Source organism: Atlantibacter subterraneus, assembly GCF_007570865.1.
Lineage (GTDB): Bacteria > Pseudomonadota > Gammaproteobacteria > Enterobacterales > Enterobacteriaceae > Atlantibacter > Atlantibacter subterraneus.
In genome coordinates, this window is record NZ_VLPS01000003.1 from 410,908 (window position 1) to 428,641 (window position 17,734).

Genomic DNA, 17,734 nt, shown 5'->3' on the forward strand with positions numbered 1-17,734 from the left:
CTTTAAAGAGGAGCGAGCCATGAAACAGTCTATCTATCACACCGAAGACGCACGCTGGCAGGCGGTGGAAACCCGCGATGCGAATGCCGATGAGCAGTTTGTGTTCGGGGTTATCACCACCGGCATTTTCTGCCGCCCGTCGTGCCGGGCGCGCCATCCTCTGCGCCAGAATGTCCGCTTTTATCAGAGCGCCGACGCTGCCCAGGCGGCGGGCTTTCGGCCCTGCAAGCGCTGCCAGCCGGATAAAGCGCCGCTGCATCAGCAGCGCGTCGAGCGTATCCGCAAAGCCTGCGCAGTGCTGGACGCCAGCGAACACACCCTCACGCTCGACGCTCTGGCACAGGAAATGGCCATCAGCCCGTATCATTTCCATCGCCTGTTCAAATCGGTCACCGGGATGACGCCCAAAGCCTGGCAAACCGCCCGGCGCAATCAGCGGCTGCGCGACGCCTTAACCCACGGTGAAGCAGTCACGCCTGCGCTGTATCAGGCGGGATTCGGCTCGGGCAGCAGCTTTTATCGCGACGCCGACGCCGCACTGGGCATGACGGCCAAACAGTACCGCAGCGGCGGTAAACAGCTCAGCCTGCGCTATGCCATGGTGGATTGCCACGTTGGCCGCTGCCTGGTGGCGCAAAGCCCACGCGGGATCTGCGCGTTGCTGTTAGGGGATGACGACGCAGAACTTGAAGCCCAGCTGGCCGGACTGTTTCCGCTGGCTGAACGCCGTCTGGCACAGGACGATTTTAGCGATATCCTTGAAAAGGTGGTGGCCTGCATACGCGCGCCGGATACCCGCCTCGATCTGCCGTTAGATTTTCAGGGAACCCTGTTCCAGCAGCAGGTCTGGGAAGCGCTGCGGGCTATTCCGTCCGGGGAGACTATCAGTTACCAGGCGCTGGCGGCGAAAGTGGGTAAACCCAACGCGGTGCGCGCCGTGGCCAGCGCCTGCGGGGCCAACCGGCTGGCGATTATCGTGCCCTGCCACCGGGTGATCCGCCGGGACGGGCAGCTTTCCGGCTACCGCTGGGGCGTGGCGCGCAAAGCCGCGCTGCTGCAACATGAAGCCAAAAAGGAGACCTGATGCTCGATCTGTTTGCTGACGATGAACCCTGGCAGGAGCCGCTGGCACCCGGCGCGGTGATATTGCGCCGCTTCGCCCGCCTGCACAGCCCGCAGCTGATGGCCGCGATCCACGACGTCGCCGCCCGCTCGCCGTTTCGCCATATGGTGACGCCCGGCGGCTACACCATGTCGGTGGCGATGACCAACTGCGGCGCGCTGGGCTGGACTACCGACCGGCGCGGCTATCTGTATGCGCCTGTTGATCCGCAAACCGGTAACCCGTGGCCCGCCATGCCGGAAAGCTTTCAACGCCTGTGCGATGCGGCGTCTCACGCGGCGGGCTACCCGGACTTTGCGCCCGACGCCTGCCTGATCAACCGCTATCAGCCGGGGGCTAAACTGTCGCTGCATCAGGATAAAGACGAACCCAACCTGGCCGCGCCGATAGTGTCTGTTTCGCTGGGCTTGCCGGCGGTATTTCAGTTCGGTGGCCTGACCCGCAGCGCGCCGCTACAGCGGATCATGCTGGAGCACGGCGACGTGGTGGTGTGGGGCGGCCCGTCGCGCCTGTTTTACCACGGCATTCAGCCGTTGAAGGATGGCGAACATCCCCTGACCGGCGGCTATCGCTACAACTTAACCTTCCGCGCCGCCGGGCATTACGAATAAAAATAAGAATTATTCTTGCCGTCATCCGCCAGCCGTTTACACTGCATGCCTGATTGATTTTCTGCTGTGGATTGCTGCTATTTATGGAACTCCTGCTGGTCGTCTGGCGTCAGTATCGCTGGCCTTTTTTGTCGGTAATGGCGTTAAGCCTTGCCAGTGCCGCGCTGGGCATTGGCCTGATTGCCTTTATTAACCAACGCTTAATCGAAAACGTCGATATCTCCCTGGCGGTATTGCCTGAGTTTCTTGGTCTGCTGCTGCTGTTGATGGCGGTGACGCTGGCATCGCAGCTGGCGCTGACCACCCTCGGCCACCATTTTGTCTATCGCCTGCGCGGCGAATTTATCAAACGTATTCTTGATACCCCGGTGGAGCGGGTCGAGCAGCTCGGCAGCGCGTCATTATTAGCCGGGCTGACCAGCGATATCCGCAACATCACCATTGCCTTTGTGCGTTTGCCGGAACTGGTGCAGGGTATCATTCTGGCGATTGGCTGCGCCTGGTATCTGGCGGTGCTGTCGCCGAAAATGCTGGTCGTCACCACCGTTTGGGTGGCTATCACCATCTGGGGCGGCTTTGTGCTGGTGGCGCGGGTTTACCGCCATCTGGCGATCCTGCGTGAAACCGAAGATAAACTGTACAACAACTACCAGACCGTACTGGAAGGGCGCAAAGAGCTGGCCCTTAACCGCGAGCGGGCGGAGCACATCTTCGATAAGGTCTACCAGCCGGATGCTAAAGAGTATCGTCACCACATCGTGCGTGCCGATACCTTCCACCTGAGCGCGGTGAACTGGTCGAACATTATGATGCTGGGCGCGATTGGCCTGGTATTCTGGATGGCGAACAGCCTCGGCTGGGCGGATACCAACGTGGCGGCGACCTTTTCCCTGACGCTGCTGTTCTTGCGTACCCCGCTGCTGTCGGCGGTGGGCGCACTGCCCACGTTACTTACCGCCCAGGTGGCGTTTAATAAGCTCAACAAATTCCATCTCGCGCCGTACCAGCCGGAATTCGCCCATCCGCAGCCGCGCGCGCCGTGGCAGACCCTGGAACTGCGCAATGTGGCATTCCGCTACGGCGACAATTCCTTTGCCGTGGGGCCGATTAACCTGACGATCCATCGTGGTGAACTGCTGTTCCTGATCGGCGGCAACGGCAGCGGCAAATCCACCCTGGCGATGCTGCTCACCGGGCTGTATCAGCCGGTGTCCGGCGAGATTTTACTGGATGGCCAGGTCATCAGCGCCAACAACATGGACGAATACCGCAAGCACTTCTCGGCGGTGTTTACCGATGTCTGGCTGTTCGACCAGCTGCTCGGCCCGCAGGGCCAGGCGGCCAGGCCTGAACTGGTCGAGCAGTGGCTGCAACGTCTGCAAATGTCCTCCAAACTGGAGCTGGATAACGGCAAGATCCTCAACCTGAAGCTCTCCAAAGGCCAGAAAAAGCGCGTGGCGCTGCTGCTGGCGCTGGCGGAAGAGCGCGACATTATCCTGCTGGACGAGTGGGCCGCCGACCAGGACCCGCACTTCCGCCGCGATTTTTATCAGGTGCTGCTGCCGCTGATGCAGCAAATGGGCAAAACCATTTTCGCCATCAGCCATGACGATCACTACTTTATCCACGCCGACCGGTTGCTGGAAATGCGCAACGGGCAGTTGAGCGAGCTGACCGGCGACGAGCGCGACAGCGCCAGCCGCGACGCGGTCGCCCGAACCGGCAGCTAAGCCGCGCTCCGCGTTAAAAAAACCAGCATGGGTATCCGATGCTGGTTTTTTTTTATCCGCTTGCCTGCCTCGTTGAGTAAAATTTACAAAGCGCCCGCTATGCTTAACAGAACATAAACAGACGAAGGGCGGGATAGCCCTGTTGATTTTTCTTTTCATGGAATGCGCGACTTATGGTTACCGTAACCCCCTATAACGTAAAACAGCGCGCCGAAGACCGGCTGCAGATCCTCAAACTGCTGGCGACGGACAAAGCGGTCACCCAGGGCATTCTCGGCAAACTCGCGCCGGGGCATCATGATGCCGAGCAGGTGCTCGAAGCCATTGATGATATAGCCCTGCGCGTGCAGCGCCTGCCCGCACCGGATCTCGCCGATACCCTGGAATCGCTGCCCTCGGAAGAGCGCCACGCCATCTGGCGGCTGGTGGGCGATGAAAAGCGCGGCCACGTGCTGCTTGAGGCCTCGGATAACGTCTGGGACGATCTCATTGACGAGATGAGCGACCAGGCCCTGATCGCCGCCATCAGCAATCTGGATATCGACGAACAGATTTATATCGCCCAACACCTGCCGCGTAATCTGACGGGCCGCCTGCTGGCCTCGCTCCCGGCGCGCGAACGCGCCCGGGCGCGCCAGATGCTGATGTACGAGAAAAACAGCGTCGGCGCGATCATGGAATTCGAGGTGATCACCGTGCGCCCCGAGATCACCCTGGCAACGGTGCAGCGCTACCTGCGCCGTCTGGGCAAAATGCCGCACAACACCGACAAGCTGTTTGTGGTCAATCGCGATAACACCCTGCTTGGCGAGCTGGAGCTGACCACTATTTTGCTCAACCCGCAGCAGGCAGTGGTGTGCGACGTCATGGACGCCAACCCGGTGATCCTGACGCCGGAATTTCACGACGAAGAGGCGGCGCGCATCTTCGAACGCGACAACCTGGTCAGCGCCGCCGTGGTGAACGAGCGGGGCAGGCTGATTGGCCGTCTGACCATTGATGAGATTGTCGACGTGGTGTACGAAGAGACCGATAACGATCTGCGGCGCATGGGCGGCTTAAGCACCGAAGAGGACGTGTTCGCGCCAGTGGCGAAGGCGGTAAAAAACCGCTGGGCGTGGCTGGCGATTAACCTGTGCACCGCGTTTATCGCCTCGCGAGTGATCGACGGGTTCGAACACACCATCGCGCAGCTGGTGGCGCTGGCGTCGCTGATGCCGATTGTGGCGGGCATCGGCGGCAACACCGGCAATCAGACCATTACCATGATTGTGCGCGCCCTGGCGCTGGGGCAAATCCAGCCGGGCAATATTCACTTCCTGATGCTGCGTGAAATCGGCGTGGCGCTGATAAACGGCCTGGTGTGGGGCGGCATTATGGGCGGCGTGACCTGGTGGCTGTATGACGACCGGGCGCTGGGTGGGGTGATGACCCTGGCGATGATGCTCAACCTGCTGGTGGCGGCGATCATGGGCGTACTGATCCCGACGATCATGACCCGCCTGGGGCGCGATCCGGCGATTGGCTCCAGCGTGATGATCACCGCGATCACCGACACCGGCGGGTTCTTTATTTTCCTCGGGCTGGCGACGCTGTTTTTGTTGTAAAAAAAGGGCCGCAGCGGCGGCCCTGGGTCTTATTCTGCTAACGATGGAACCGCCTGCTGCGCCAGTTTCGCGGCCAGCATAGCTTCCAGTTTGTCCTGATCTTCCGCGAACAGGCGAATGCCTTCCGCCAGTTTATCCACCGCCATGGCGTCCTGATGGTGCTGCCAGTAGAACTCGGACTCGCTTATCGGCGAAGGGCGGCTTTCTGCTGGCACATCGGCGCTCAGCTTCACGTCCACACTGCCTTCCCGCGATTCCAGCTCGCTTAACAGGGCCGGGGAGATGGTCAGGCGATCGCATCCGGCTAACGCCAGCACCTGCTCGGTTTTACGGAAGCTGGCGCCCATGATCACCGTCGGGTAACGGTGCGCTTTGTAGTAATGGTAGATATCCCGCACCGACACCACGCCCGGATCGCTTTCCGCCTGATAATTTTCCTGCGGCTGATGCTGCTGATACCAGTCGTAAATGCGCCCGACGAACGGCGAAATCAAATACACCCCCGCTTCGGCGCAGGCGCGGGCCTGGGCGAAAGAGAACAGCAGCGTCAGGTTGCAGTTGATCCCTTCATTTTCCAGCTCTTCGGCGGCGCGAATGCCCTGCCAGGTGGCGGCGAGCTTAATCAGAATTCGTGATTTATCGACGCCCTGCTGTTGATACAGGCGGATCAGCTTGCGCGCTTTGGCGACGCACAGCCCGCGATCGAAAGAGAGGCGCGCATCCACTTCGGTAGAGACGCGGCCCGGCACGTGCTTAAGCAGCTCCAGACCGATATTCACCGCCAGTTTGTCGCTGGCGTTGATGATCTGGGTTTCACGGTTGCCGCCCTGGGCGACGGCGTATTGAATCGCGTCGTCGATAAGCGACTGATAGTGAGGAATAGCCGCCGCCTTGAGGATCAGCGACGGGTTGGTGGTAGCGTCCTGCGGTTTAAAACGGCGAACGGCCTCGATGTCGCCGCTGTCCGCCACCACGGTAGTGACGCGTTTGAGTTCATCTAACTGACTCATGATCTTGATCCTTTCAGAACACAGAGGTTAAGCGGCAGCCGGAGATTACGCAGACTTGCCCAGATTCTCGTAATAGGTGATTTTGTCGACTTTCGGCGCAGAGCGTCCGCCTTCGAATTCCGACGCCAGCCACACGTCAACGATGTTCTTTGCCAGCTCCGGGCCGATCACGCGTGCGCCAAGGGTCATCACCTGCGCATCGTTGCTCTTACGCGCGCGTTCAGCGGAATAGGTGTCATGGCACTGGGCGGCGCGCACGCCGGGGACTTTATTGGCAACGATCGCCATCCCGATGCCGGTGCCGCACAGCAGAATACCGCGCGGATAGGTGCCGTCGCCGATGGCGCTGGCCAGGTTAAAGGCGATATCCGGGTAGATTAACTCGTTGTCGCCGACGTCATGGCTGAAGTCGACAACTTCAATGCCTTTCGACTGCAAATGGGACTTCACCAGATTCTTCAGCTCCGTCGCTGCATCATCAGCACCAATCGCAATAGTTAACATAGTGGTTTCCTCACATCGGGGTACAGGGGAAGTTTTACTGTTCATCTGAACGCTTTCTATTCATGTGAACAAATTATGGCTGACTAAAAAGTAGCTTTTAATAAACATAAGTTCAACACATTTTCATATGAACAGTGAAAATTACCCTTTACTACCTCTTTTTAGGGTGATGAAGCCTGCGTTACGCTGAAAAAAGACATTTTGAGGGCGATCACAATTTCATTGGATGCTCATATGCACAAATCTTATGAGCTGTTAATGTTCATTTGTCATGTAGCGAAAATGTGAATAGGAAACGACATTAGATATGGAACGGGGCTTATCCATAATCGCGGTTTATAGACAACACCATTATTCCTCTGATCCCACCGGTAACCCGATTTACCCGGAAGGAGAGACACTGTGACCAGCACTCATCAAAACGTCGCGACTGATGTAGAAAAATCAGCCATTCGTAAGATCTCGATTCGTCTTGTGCCATTTGTTGCTCTGATGTTCTTTATTAACTTCCTCGACAGGACGGCCATCTCCTTTGCGGGCCCCAACGGCATGATGGATGACCTGGGTATCCAGGTCGCGCAGTTCGGCCTGGCTTCAGGGATCTTCTTTATTGGTTATATCCTGCTGGAAGTGCCCAGCAACCTGGCGCTGCACCGCTACGGCGCGCGTCGCTGGCTGGCGCGTATCATGGTTTCCTGGGGTATCGTTTCGCTGTTATTCACCTGGGTGAGTAATGTCGAAGGGCTGTATATCCTGCGCCTGCTGCTCGGCGTGGCGGAAGCGGGCTTCTTCCCCGGCGCGATCTTCTTCTTAAGCGCCTGGGTTCCGGCGCGTCACCGCAGCAAAATTCTGGCGCTGTTCTATCTGGCGCAGCCGCTGACCGTGGTATTCGGCGCGCCGCTGGCGGCCTGGTTTATCAATCAACACGGCTTGTTCGGGCTGGAAGGCTGGCGCGTGATGTTCCTTGGCGTGTCGGTGCCGGCTATCGTGGTAGGTATCATTGCCTGGTTCTATCTGATCGATAAGCCGAACGATGCCAAATGGCTGACGTCGCAGGAGAAAGAGTGGCTTAACAGCGAGCTGGCGCGCGAAGACGCCCAGAAATCCAGCGCCGCTAACCACAGCCTGCGTTCGGCGATGTCTAACGCCCGCGTTTGGGTGCTGTGCCTGATCTACTTCGGCTTCGTGTACGGCCTGTATGCGCTGGCATTCTTCCTGCCGACCATCATCGGCGGCTTCCAGAGCCAGTTCAACGTCACCTTTGGCGTGATGCAGAAAGGGCTGATCACCGGCGCACCGTACCTGGTTGCGGCCATCGTGATGTACTTCTGGTCGCGTGATGTCTCCCGCCGCGGCTGCAAAACCTGGCATATCGCCATTCCAGCCCTGGTCGGCGCGATCACCGTGCCCACTGCGCTCTATATGGAAACGCCGTTTGCCACCATGGTGGTGATCTCATTAACCGCCAGCGCCATCTTCGCGGCTCTGCCGAACTTCTGGACCTTACCGACCCAGTTCCTGTCGGGGGCCTCTGCGGCAGCGGCGGTGGCGTTAATCAATACCCTTGGCAACGTGGCCGGGTTCTCGGCGGGCTACATTACCGGCGCGCTGCATGATGCCACGCACAGTTATCTGGTGCCGATGATGGTGGTAGGCGGATTTATGCTGCTGTCGGCCATTATGATGCTGGTGTTAAGCCGCATTCCCCACACCAAACCCGCCGCTGATGTGAAGATGAAACGAGCAGGAGAGCACTAATATGACATGGCTATTTAATAATCCCTCCGAATTTGCCAAAGAGATGGTGGCTGGTTTTGTCAGCGCCAACGCTGAAATCGTGCGGCAGGTGCCGGGCGGGGTTATTCGTAATACCCAAAGTCAGCCAGGGACGGTGGCGATTGTCATCGGCGGCGGCTCGGGCCACTACCCGGCATTCGCCGGGCTGGTGGGGCAGGGGCTGGCGCACGGCGCGGCGATGGGCAATCTGTTCGCTTCGCCCTCGGCCCAGCAGATTTGTTCGGTGGCGAAAGCCGCCAATAACGGCGCGGGCGTACTGTTAGCGTTCGGCAACTACGCGGGCGACGTGCTGCACTTTGGCCTGGCCCGTGAACGGCTGATTGCCGAAGGTATTCCGTGCGAGCTGATTGCCGTAACCGATGACATCACCAGCGCAGCGCCAAACGAAATCGAAAAACGCCGCGGCGTGGCGGGGGATTTAGTGGTGTTTAAAGCCGCCGCCGCCGCCGCCGAACAGGGCGCGTCGTTGCAGGAGGTGCTTGCTGTCGCCAAACGCGCTAACGATCGCACCCGCACCATCGGCGTGGCGTTTTCCGGCTGTACCCTGCCGGGGGCAGAACATCCGCTGTTTACCGTGCCGGAAGGGCAGATGGGCTTCGGGATGGGCATCCACGGCGAGCCGGGCATTCGCGAAATGGCGGTGCCGGGAGCCAGCGAGCTGGCGGAAATGCTGGTGGAGCAGTTGCTCAACGATTTACCGCCCGGCGTTAGCGTCAAGGGCGCGCGCGTCGGGGCGATCCTCAACGGCCTCGGCTCGGTGAAATATGAAGAGCTGTTCGTGGTGTGGCACGGTGTTCAGCAGCGCCTGATCGAGCAGGGCATCGTCCTGGCCGATGTCCAGGTGGGCGAATTCGTTACCAGCTTTGATATGGCAGGGCTGTCGCTGACCCTCGCCTGGTTTACCGACGAGCTGGAAGCGCTGTGGCTGGCTCCCGCCTATAGCCCGGCTTTTAAGCGCGGCTCGGTGCTGACTGCGCAGTCGTTAGAGACCAGCGACAGCGGCGAATGCCAGCAGGACACGGTGCCGGACGCCTCTGACGCCTCGCGTGACGCCGCCGTGCGCGTGGTCGCGATGGTGGATGCGCTGGCCGAGGTAGTGATCCAGAACGTTGAAGAGTTAGGCCGTATCGACGCCATCGCCGGGGACGGCGACCACGGTATCGGGATGGAGCGCGGCGTACGCGCGGCGCGGGACAGCGCCCATCGCTGCCTGGCGCTGGGCGCAGGCGCAGGTACGGTATTGCAGCAGGCCGCCGACGCCTGGGCCGACCAGGCTGGCGGTACCTCCGGGGCAATCTGGGGCGTGATTTTAAACACCATCGGTACCGGCATTGGCAATCAACAGCGCCCGGATGCTCAGGTTGTCGCTCAGGCGGTCAACGACGCCGCCCACGGCGTGATGCATTTCGGCAAAGCCAAACCCGGCGATAAAACCCTGGTGGATGTGCTGCTGCCGTTTAGCGAAGCGCTGCTTGAGGACGTGAACAAAGGCTTACCGCTGGCCCAGGCCTGGAATAACGCCGCCCGCCACGCCGGGCAGTGCGCCGAACAGACCGCGCAGCTGCTGCCGAAAATGGGCCGCGCGCGTCCGCTGGCGGAACGCAGCCTGGGCACACCCGACGCTGGTGCGGTTTCGCTGGCGATGATCGTCACGGCGGTGGGCAACTGCTTTACCACCGTCCTGGACAACGCAAAAGAGGGGGCGGTATGTCAGTAAAACTGACGCTCGGCGTGAGCCTGAAAATGTATTTCGGGTATCAGCAAACCCTCGACTGGAGCCGCCAGGTCGCGGAAATCGTGCGCCAGCATCCGCTGCTGAGCGCCTGCCCGCAGGCCACGCTGTTTACCTTCCCGTCGGCACCGGTGCTTGAAGGTACGCTGCGCGCTTTTGACGGCACCGCCATGCAGGTGGGAGCGCAAAATATCGCGCCTGCCGAACCCGGCGCGTGGACCGGCGAAACCAGCGCGGCAATGGTCAGCGAGATGGGTGGGAAGTTTGTTGAAATCGGTCATGCCGAACGTCGCCGTCATTTTCATGAGGACGAGGCGGTAATTTGCCGCAAGGTCCAGTTAGCGCTGGAGAATGGCTTAACGCCGGTGATCTGCATCGGCGAGCCGGAAAAAATGGCCATCGACAGCGCCACCGCTTACGCGATTCAGGAAGCGGACCATATTATTCATTTTCTGCAACAACACGCCCTCACCGGGGAGTTGATTTTTGCCTGGGAGCCGCAGTGGGCCATCGGCGCGCCGCAGCCGGCTTCCCCCGACTATATCCAGACCGTGTGCGCAGGGCTGCGGGCGCATCTCTCGGCGCTGCCGGGCGACCACCGCGTCATCTACGGCGGCAGCGCCGGGCCGGGGCTGCTGACCCAGCTGTGGCCGCACGTCGACGGGCTGTTTCTGGGCCGTTTTGCCCATCAGCCCGCCGCGATGCAGGCGATCCTTGATGAAGCCCACACCCTGTTAGCCCACGCCGAAAATAAGGAGCGCGCATGAAACTCGGACTCAGTACCTACGCTTATTTCTGGCAGCTGTCAGAGAAAGCGCCTAAACCGATGAGCCTGTTTGCGGCCATCGACGACAGCGCGCGGCTTGGCGCGACGGTGTTCCAGATTTGCGATTACCCGCAAATCACCGACTGGTCATCCAGCGAACTGGCGCGCCTGGCTCAACATGCTGCTCGGATGGGCATCACGCTCGAACTGGGCACCAAAGGCGTAATGCCTGCACATTTGCAACGCTACCTGGCGATTGCCGGCGAGCTGGATTGCGCCCTGTTGCGCACCATGATCAACAGCCCTGACCATCGCCCGACGCTCAGCGAAGCCCAGCGCAGCGTGGAAAGCGTGCTGCCAGCGTTTGAAAACCAGGGCGTGGCAATTTGCCTAGAAACCTACGAACAGGTGCCTACCGACGACAACATTACGCTGGTGAAAGCGATTAACTCAGGGCTGGTGGGCATTTGCCTCGACCCGGCAAACTGCGTCGCCAGCCTGGAGTCGCCGATGGACGTGGTGGCGAAAACCGCCCCGTACGTCCTGAACTGGCACGTCAAAGATTTTGCTTTCTCGCGCCGCGACGGCTGGGTGGGCTTTACCCTTGCGGGCGCGAAACTCGGCGAAGGGCTGCTGCGCTACGACGAGATTTACCAGCAAATCGAGCCGCAAACCCGCGGCATTAACCAGATTATTGAGCACTGGTTGCCCTGGCAGGGCGACGGTGAAAGTTCCTGCCGCGTCGAAGCGGACTGGACTGCACACAACATGAAGTATCTGCTTGATAAACAAACCTCTAATCATTCCTCAACGATATCCAGGGAGTCACATCATGTCTGCTGAATTGAAAACTATTACCGTAATCGGTGCGGGCGGCAAAATGGGAATGCGTATTTCGGCGAATTTCCAGAACAGCGACTATCAGGTGTTTTACTGCGAAAACTCGCCTGCCGCGCAGCAGCAGGTTACTGACAAGGGCCGTGAGCTTTCCGACGCGCAGTCCGTGGTGCCGGTGAGCGACGTGGTGATCCTGGCGGTGCCGGATATCGTGCTGGGTAAAGTGTCTGAAGCCGTGGTGCCGCAGATGAAACCCGGCGCGGTACTGCTGACCCTCGATCCGGCAGCGGCCTACGCCAATCTGATCGCCCAGCGCGACGGCATTGAGTATGCGGTGGCGCATCCGTGCCATCCGTCGGTGTTCCTCCAGCGTTACACCAAAGAAGAACATGCTGATGCCTTCGGCGGCGTGGCGGCGATACAGCACGTGGCGGCCTCTTATGAGACCGGCAGCGACGCGCAAAAAGCCGAACTGAGTAAGGTCATCAGCTGCATGTATGGACCGGTAGAGCAGGTGCACTGGGTGACGGTAAAACAGCTGGCGTACCTGGAGCCGACGCTGGTGGAAACCGTGGCCTGCATGGTCGGCGCGTTTATGAAAGAAGCGCTGGATGAAACCGTCAAGCACAGCGGCGTGCCGGAAGAAGCGGCGAAAGCGATGCTGTACGGCCATATCCAGATTGCCCTGGCCGTGGCGTTCCGCGCCACCAACCCGTTCTCCGATGCCTGCATGATCGCCATGGAGTATGGCCGCGAGAAAATTGTTAAGCCGGACTGGAAAGTGATTTTCGAAGAGCAGGAACTGGATAAAGTGATTGCCCGGATGCTGAAAATCGATAGCATCAAGCGTTAATCAACAGGCTCTGCCGCGATTTGTGCGGCAGAGCATCGTTTTCGGCATAATGTTTAAAATTTGGTACAATTTGCGGCTATCGTAATAGAATTAATCACTTCCCCCTCAATGGAGAACGCGCCTCGCATGGACAAATCCAGCCAGAGCCAGGATTTTGAACTACTCACCGAGATCGCTATTGCGTACTACTGCGATGAGGTGACTCAGGAAGAGATCGCGAATCGTTTTGGTTTTTCCCGCATCAAAGTTGGACGCCTGCTTAAGCGCGCCAAAGAAGAGGGCATTGTTGAAATCAATGTTCGCTACCACCCGGTGTTCAGCACTCAGCTTGAAAAGCAAATGCAGGAGCGTTTCCCGATAAGCCGCGCGTTGATCGCCCTCGACCATAACGATGAAGATGAACAGCGTCGCCAGGTGGCTGCTCTGGTATCCGGCTACCTCGCCAATAACCTGCGCGACAATATGGTGGTGACCGTCGGCCAGGGACGCAATGTGGCAGCGGTGGCAGAATACACCAGCCCGATTCAGGCCAAAGATTGCCGCTTTATCTGCGGGATCGGCGGTACGCACCGCACCGGCGACGTGATTAACGCCGACCACATCAGCCGCCTGTTGGCGAAAAAATACGGCGGCAGCAGCGAATCGCTATATGCGCCCGCCTATGTGGAAAACCCGGAGCTGAAAGCCGCGCTGATGCGCAACGGCACCATCAAAGAGACCCTCGATCGCGCCCGCAAAGCGGACATCGCGCTGGTGGGCATCGGCGATATGAACGAGAACAGCTATATGGTCAAGCTGGGCTGGTTCACCCCGCAGGAGATTAACAACGCCAGCCTGCACCAGGGCGTGACCGGGGATATCGCGGGATATGACTTTTTTAACGCCCAGGGCAAACACGTTAATACCGTGATGGATGACCGGGTTATCGGGCTGAGTGTGGAAGAACTGCGCCAGATCCCCTGCGTGATTGCTATTGCCTCAGAGAACACCAAGGCGATGTCGATTATGGGCGCGTTGCGCACCGGGGCGATTGATATTATCGCCACCAGCGCGCGTAATATCCGCACGATTTTAAGTATGACCCAGTAAGCGTTGCGGATAATAACCGGGAGCCTTTCGGCTCCCTTATTTTTTTAGAACAGTACCGAGTAATTCACCCCAAACGTCCGTCCGCGACCCTTATAGGTATACAGATCGGCAGCACCGTATGTCGGGCTGTACAGCCCCGGCGCGCGCTGCCCCCAGGTGGTGGTGTAATCCTCATCCAGCAGGTTCTCAACGCTGAAGCTCACTTTACCCACCGGCAGGTTATAGCTGCTCAGCACGTCAATGGTGTTATAACCGTCGATTTTCTTGCCGGCGCTGTCGGTCAGGTCAAAGGTTTGCTGGGTCTGCACCCGCAGGCTCCAGTCGCCCGGTGCCCAGCCCACATACGCGGTGGCTTTAGACGGGCTGGCGGCGTCAACGGTGAGTTTTTCCCACTTGCCGTCCTGTTTGGTTTCCGACTTGATCACGTTAAAGGTTGCGCCGGTGCTCCAGTCGCTGTCGGCAAAGAAGTAATCCACCGCGCCTTCAAGCCCGTAAATACGGCGTTTATCATCGTCGAGATTAATGGTCATGTCGGTTTTGTTGATGGAAATCGTTTTGTCGGACAGGGAATAGTAGGCCGCCAACTGGGTACGCAGATTATCCCCGGTATAACGCCAGCCGAGCTCATAAGCGTTCACTTTGATGCCGTCCAGCGTTGAGTCGTTAACGTTAACGCTGTTCAGCAACTGGTAATGACCGTTATTCAGACGGTAAGTGCCGGAACCGTAATACTTGGCCAGATCCGGGATTTCAAAGCCCTGGGAGAAGTTAAACCAGGTTTGCTGGCGTTCAGTCAGGTGCGCCAGCAGACCGGCGTTAAACAGGAAGTTGTTATAGTCGGTTTTGCCGCCGGGCACCGCGTCTGCGGAGGTCGCCGCGCCGGTGGCAATCGCCTGCTGCTGGGCGTAACCGACAAAATCATCCACTTTGTTTTCAGTATGCTGGTAGCGCACGCCGCCGCTCAGGGTAAAGATGTCGTTAATGTCATAGCTGGTTTGCAGGAACGGCGCGAGGTTGGTGATGCTGTAGCTCGGATAGCGTCCCACGTTGTAGCTGTTATCCAGCGTCATCCCGCCGGACTGCTGGGCTTTCGCCAGGTCGAAGAACTGCTGGTTGGCGTCGAAAGTTTCATGTTCAGCATCCACGCCGTAGGTCAGATTCAGGCTATCGAACAGCGTGCTGTTAAGCGTCAGTTTGCCGCCGTAAAAATCGGTTTTCTGCTGGGAAGCGCCAATGCTGGTGACACCGGTACGGCCCAGGGTCGGGAACGGATAAAAGGTCAGCGATTCATCACGATAATAAATCTGCGCCACTAAATCCTGGCCCCAGAAATCGGTGTTGGAATATTGCAGATTGATTAAGTGACGTTCGGTGGCCGGGATACGATCGGAATCGAGATTGCTGGCGTTATACGCCTTGCCCTGGCCGGTAACGGCGGAGAAGTTACGGCCCAGATACAGACCGTGATCGCCATCCGCCTGGCTTTTGTAGTACTGGGTGGTGAGCTGGAGCTGCTGGGTGTCATTAATATTAATCGTCCCGGTGCCCATCACGTCCAGACGATCGGAATACTGTAAGCCGGTCTGGGTATTATCGATGATGACTTCATCGCCGTTGCCGTCATACCAGCCGCCAAAACGCTGATACGAGACCGACATGCGGCCCGATGCGTTATCGTTGCCGCCGCTTACCGCTGCCGCAACGTTTTCATCATGATCGTTATGGCTGTTAAAGCCGCTTTTACCGCCCAGCTGGAGTTCGACTTCCTGCTCCGGCTGGCCTTTTTTGGTGACGATATTAATCAACCCGCCGGTACTGCCGCCGCCGTACAGCGACGTCGCGCCGGAAATGACCTCGATGCGATCGATATTAAACGGATCGATGGCGTCCAGCTGGCGGCTGTCGGTACGCGATGAGTTGAGGCGCACGCCGTCCACCATCACCATCATCGAACGTCCGCGCATATTCATGCCGTAGTTGGTGCGGCCCTGGCTGCTGACGTCCATCCCAGGGATAAGCTGAGCGAGGATCTCTTTGATCTCTTTGCCGCCCTGCATCTGCTGTTCGATTTCCTGTTTTTCGATCACCCAGGTAGTTTGCGCCATATCGGTGGCGCTGCGGTGCGCGCGGTTGGCGGAGACCACCAGGGTATCGTCTTTGGTATCAGCAGCGAAAGCAGGCGTGGAGAGCATGGCAAGCAGCACGGGGTTCAGCACCCAGCGGGTACGGCGGTTGGCTATCATCAGTTGTTATTCCATTAAGTTACGTGCTTTGCCCCGATAAAGACGCAGCACAAGCGGTTGCAGATGCTTTTATTTGAATTGGTAATTATTCTCATAATGATATTTATTACATTTACAAAGACAAGCGTTTTTGCAATATTTGCTTGCAAATCTTCATTAATATTTCCTTATTTATTGAGGGGTTATCAGCCCGCTCATCCGTTCTGCAAGGATCCATTGCTATGGCCGCCAGCTATCGACTCTTTGACCTCACGCTGAAATCTCGTTATCTGATCACCCCATCTCTGCTGCGCTGCGTGTTTACCGGCGACGAAGTGGCGCAGATGAAGCATGAAGCGCCGGACCAGCGCATCAAATTGTTGTTCAGCGAAAACGGCGCGTTTCCCCAGGGGTTAGGGGAGGGGGATAACTGGTATCAGGATTACCTGGCTCTGCCGAAAGAGATCCGGCCTGTGATGCGTACCTACACGCTACGGGCGTTGCGCCGCGACGCGCGGGAGATGGACGTCGAGTTTGTTTTGCACGGGGAAAACGGTCCGGCATCGCGCTGGGCGACTCACGCATGCCCTGGCGAGCGGTTGCTGGTGGTGGCACCGGACGCGGCGTTTGACGGCGACAGCGGCGGCTACGAGTGGGTACCGCCTGACAATATGAATCAGGCGCTACTGATCGCCGACGAAACCGCGCTGCCTGCTGCCCTGGGCATTCTTGAACAGCTGGCGAAATCTGCGCAACCGCCTGCGGTGCAGGCGTTTATCGAAGTGCCGCATAAAGAAGATATTCATGATGTAAGCGCGTTTGGTTTTGCCCGCGTACACTGGATTGCGCGCGAATCCGATCGCTATGGCGAAGCGCTGCTGGACGAGGTGAAAGCGAAGGTAGATATTCCTGCCTGGGCGCAGTGCCAGGCGCAATCGCTGGCGTCCAGCAGTCTACTGGAGGACGAAATCTGGGAGCGTGCAGAAGGTCAAAAACCGTTTTACGCCTGGGTTGCCGGGGAGTCGTCCACGGTAAAAAATCTGCGCCGCTATCTCACCGGCGAACGTAATCTCGACCGGGCCTGCGTCAACTTTATGGCGTACTGGAGTCATAAATAGCGTTATTCCTCCAGCGGCGCGATCAACTCCGCTCCCTGATTTCTGATATTCCCGACGCTGCGGGTCACCGGATGCCAGCTAAAATCGCCAGCCGGAACCGCGCCGTCTTTGGCAATCTCTTCGGCTTCTTTGCCACCGATATCCTGGCTCATCCACGCCAGCGCCGCTTCGGGCTTTAGCACCAGCGGGCGTCGGTCGTGGATATCGATCAGCCCCTTATCCGCGGCGGCGGTAACGATCAGAAAGCCTTCGTTTTCATCGCCGCGCTCAAACGGGGTACTGCCAATGGCGGCGAAAAACAGCGGTTTCCCGTCCTGGCGATAAATAAAATACGGTTGCTTTTTATCGCCATCTTTTTTCCATTCAAACCAGCCATCGGCGAAAACAATCGCCCGGCCATGCTGCCACAGCGGCTTGAACATGCGGCTGGAAGCGGCGGTTTCGACGCGTGCGTTAATCAGCGGCGCTTTATCCCACCACCCCGGCGCGTAACCCCAGTGGACGGGGTCGAGATGCAGTTGCTCCTCGCGCTCGTTTAGCAGCAGCACTTTGGTGCCGGGCGCGATGTTATAGCGGCCAATGGGTTCAGGATCGTAAGGGATATCGCGTGCTAACTCTTCAGCCAGCTGGCTGAGGTAAGCTTCACGCGTTTGCGCCTGGGCGAAGCGTCCGCACATAGTGACCTCCCGTGTTTAAGGGAAGTATAGGTGCCAAATCGCAGGCATAAAAAAACCA

At 58.5% G+C, this 17,734-nt stretch carries 15 protein-coding genes; 11 read left to right on the plus strand and 4 right to left on the minus strand.

The features are described 5' to 3' along the window. Positions 1–19: 19 nt before the first annotated feature. The 4 genes from ada (at position 20) to mgtE (ending at position 5,071) form a co-directional block, all read left to right on the plus strand. Complete coding sequence (gene ada, locus FND52_RS07685) at positions 20–1,084, plus strand: bifunctional DNA-binding transcriptional regulator/O6-methylguanine-DNA methyltransferase Ada (RefSeq protein ID WP_144130316.1); 1,065 nt, start codon at positions 20–22, stop codon at positions 1,082–1,084. Beyond that, the gene (alkB, locus tag FND52_RS07690) at positions 1,084–1,734 is read left to right on the plus strand and encodes a DNA oxidative demethylase AlkB (protein ID WP_125291588.1); all 651 of its coding nucleotides are present in this window, start codon (positions 1,084–1,086) and stop codon (positions 1,732–1,734) included. Before ada ends, alkB begins: the two co-directional genes overlap by 1 nt. A gap of 83 nt (positions 1,735–1,817) precedes the next feature. After that, complete coding sequence (locus FND52_RS07695) at positions 1,818–3,464, plus strand: multidrug ABC transporter permease/ATP-binding protein (protein WP_125291589.1); 1,647 nt, start codon at positions 1,818–1,820, stop codon at positions 3,462–3,464. 173 nt (positions 3,465–3,637) lie between these two features. Continuing rightward, positions 3,638–5,071 (plus strand): magnesium transporter, encoded by a 1,434-nt coding sequence (gene mgtE, locus FND52_RS07700; protein WP_144130318.1) that lies wholly within the window; start codon positions 3,638–3,640, stop codon positions 5,069–5,071. 29 nt (positions 5,072–5,100) lie between these two features. On the opposite strand, the gene tal is transcribed toward mgtE, so the two are convergent. Both tal and rpiB read right to left on the minus strand, forming a co-directional pair. Next, positions 5,101–6,081 (minus strand): transaldolase, encoded by a 981-nt coding sequence (gene tal / locus FND52_RS07705; RefSeq protein WP_144130320.1) that lies wholly within the window; start codon positions 6,079–6,081, stop codon positions 5,101–5,103. A gap of 45 nt (positions 6,082–6,126) precedes the next feature. Further along, positions 6,127–6,585 carry a ribose 5-phosphate isomerase B gene (rpiB, locus tag FND52_RS07710; RefSeq protein WP_125291592.1) on the minus strand — a complete coding sequence of 153 codons (459 nt, stop codon included), beginning with the start codon at positions 6,583–6,585 and terminating at the stop codon, positions 6,127–6,129. Between the two features lie 402 nt (positions 6,586–6,987). Between rpiB and FND52_RS07715 the strand changes: the two genes are divergently transcribed. The 6 genes from FND52_RS07715 (at position 6,988) to FND52_RS07740 (ending at position 13,659) form a co-directional block, all read left to right on the plus strand. Then, a complete protein-coding gene (locus FND52_RS07715) occupies positions 6,988–8,343 on the plus strand; it encodes an MFS transporter (protein ID WP_144130322.1) in 1,356 nt (451 codons plus the stop codon). 1 nt (position 8,344) lies between these two features. Continuing rightward, positions 8,345–10,099, plus strand: coding sequence for a dihydroxyacetone kinase family protein (locus FND52_RS07720; protein ID WP_144130324.1), 1,755 nt, complete (start codon positions 8,345–8,347; stop codon positions 10,097–10,099). After that, positions 10,090–10,881, plus strand: a complete 792-nt coding sequence (locus tag FND52_RS07725; protein ID WP_144130326.1) for a triose-phosphate isomerase family protein — start codon at positions 10,090–10,092, stop codon at positions 10,879–10,881. Before FND52_RS07720 ends, FND52_RS07725 begins: the two co-directional genes overlap by 10 nt. After that, entirely contained in the window at positions 10,878–11,723 is an 846-nt protein-coding gene (locus FND52_RS07730) for a sugar phosphate isomerase/epimerase family protein (RefSeq protein WP_144130328.1), read from the plus strand. Before FND52_RS07725 ends, FND52_RS07730 begins: the two co-directional genes overlap by 4 nt. Then, positions 11,713–12,570, plus strand: coding sequence for a phosphogluconate dehydrogenase C-terminal domain-containing protein (locus FND52_RS07735; RefSeq protein WP_125291597.1), 858 nt, complete (start codon positions 11,713–11,715; stop codon positions 12,568–12,570). Before FND52_RS07730 ends, FND52_RS07735 begins: the two co-directional genes overlap by 11 nt. A 126-nt stretch (positions 12,571–12,696) precedes the next feature. Continuing rightward, a complete protein-coding gene (locus FND52_RS07740; protein ID WP_144130330.1) occupies positions 12,697–13,659 on the plus strand; it encodes a sugar-binding transcriptional regulator in 963 nt (320 codons plus the stop codon). Between the two features lie 44 nt (positions 13,660–13,703). Here the strand turns inward: FND52_RS07740 and FND52_RS07745 are convergent, their stop codons facing one another. After that, complete coding sequence (locus tag FND52_RS07745; RefSeq protein WP_144130331.1) at positions 13,704–15,902, minus strand: TonB-dependent siderophore receptor; 2,199 nt, start codon at positions 15,900–15,902, stop codon at positions 13,704–13,706. Positions 15,903–16,123: 221 nt separating this feature from the next. Between FND52_RS07745 and FND52_RS07750 the strand changes: the two genes are divergently transcribed. Next, positions 16,124–16,999, plus strand: coding sequence for a siderophore-interacting protein (locus tag FND52_RS07750; RefSeq protein WP_144130333.1), 876 nt, complete (start codon positions 16,124–16,126; stop codon positions 16,997–16,999). A 2-nt stretch (positions 17,000–17,001) separates the two neighbouring features. On the opposite strand, the gene FND52_RS07755 is transcribed toward FND52_RS07750, so the two are convergent. Next, positions 17,002–17,676, minus strand: a complete 675-nt coding sequence (locus FND52_RS07755) for an SOS response-associated peptidase (RefSeq protein ID WP_144130335.1) — start codon at positions 17,674–17,676, stop codon at positions 17,002–17,004. Between the last annotated feature and the right edge of the window lie 58 nt (positions 17,677–17,734).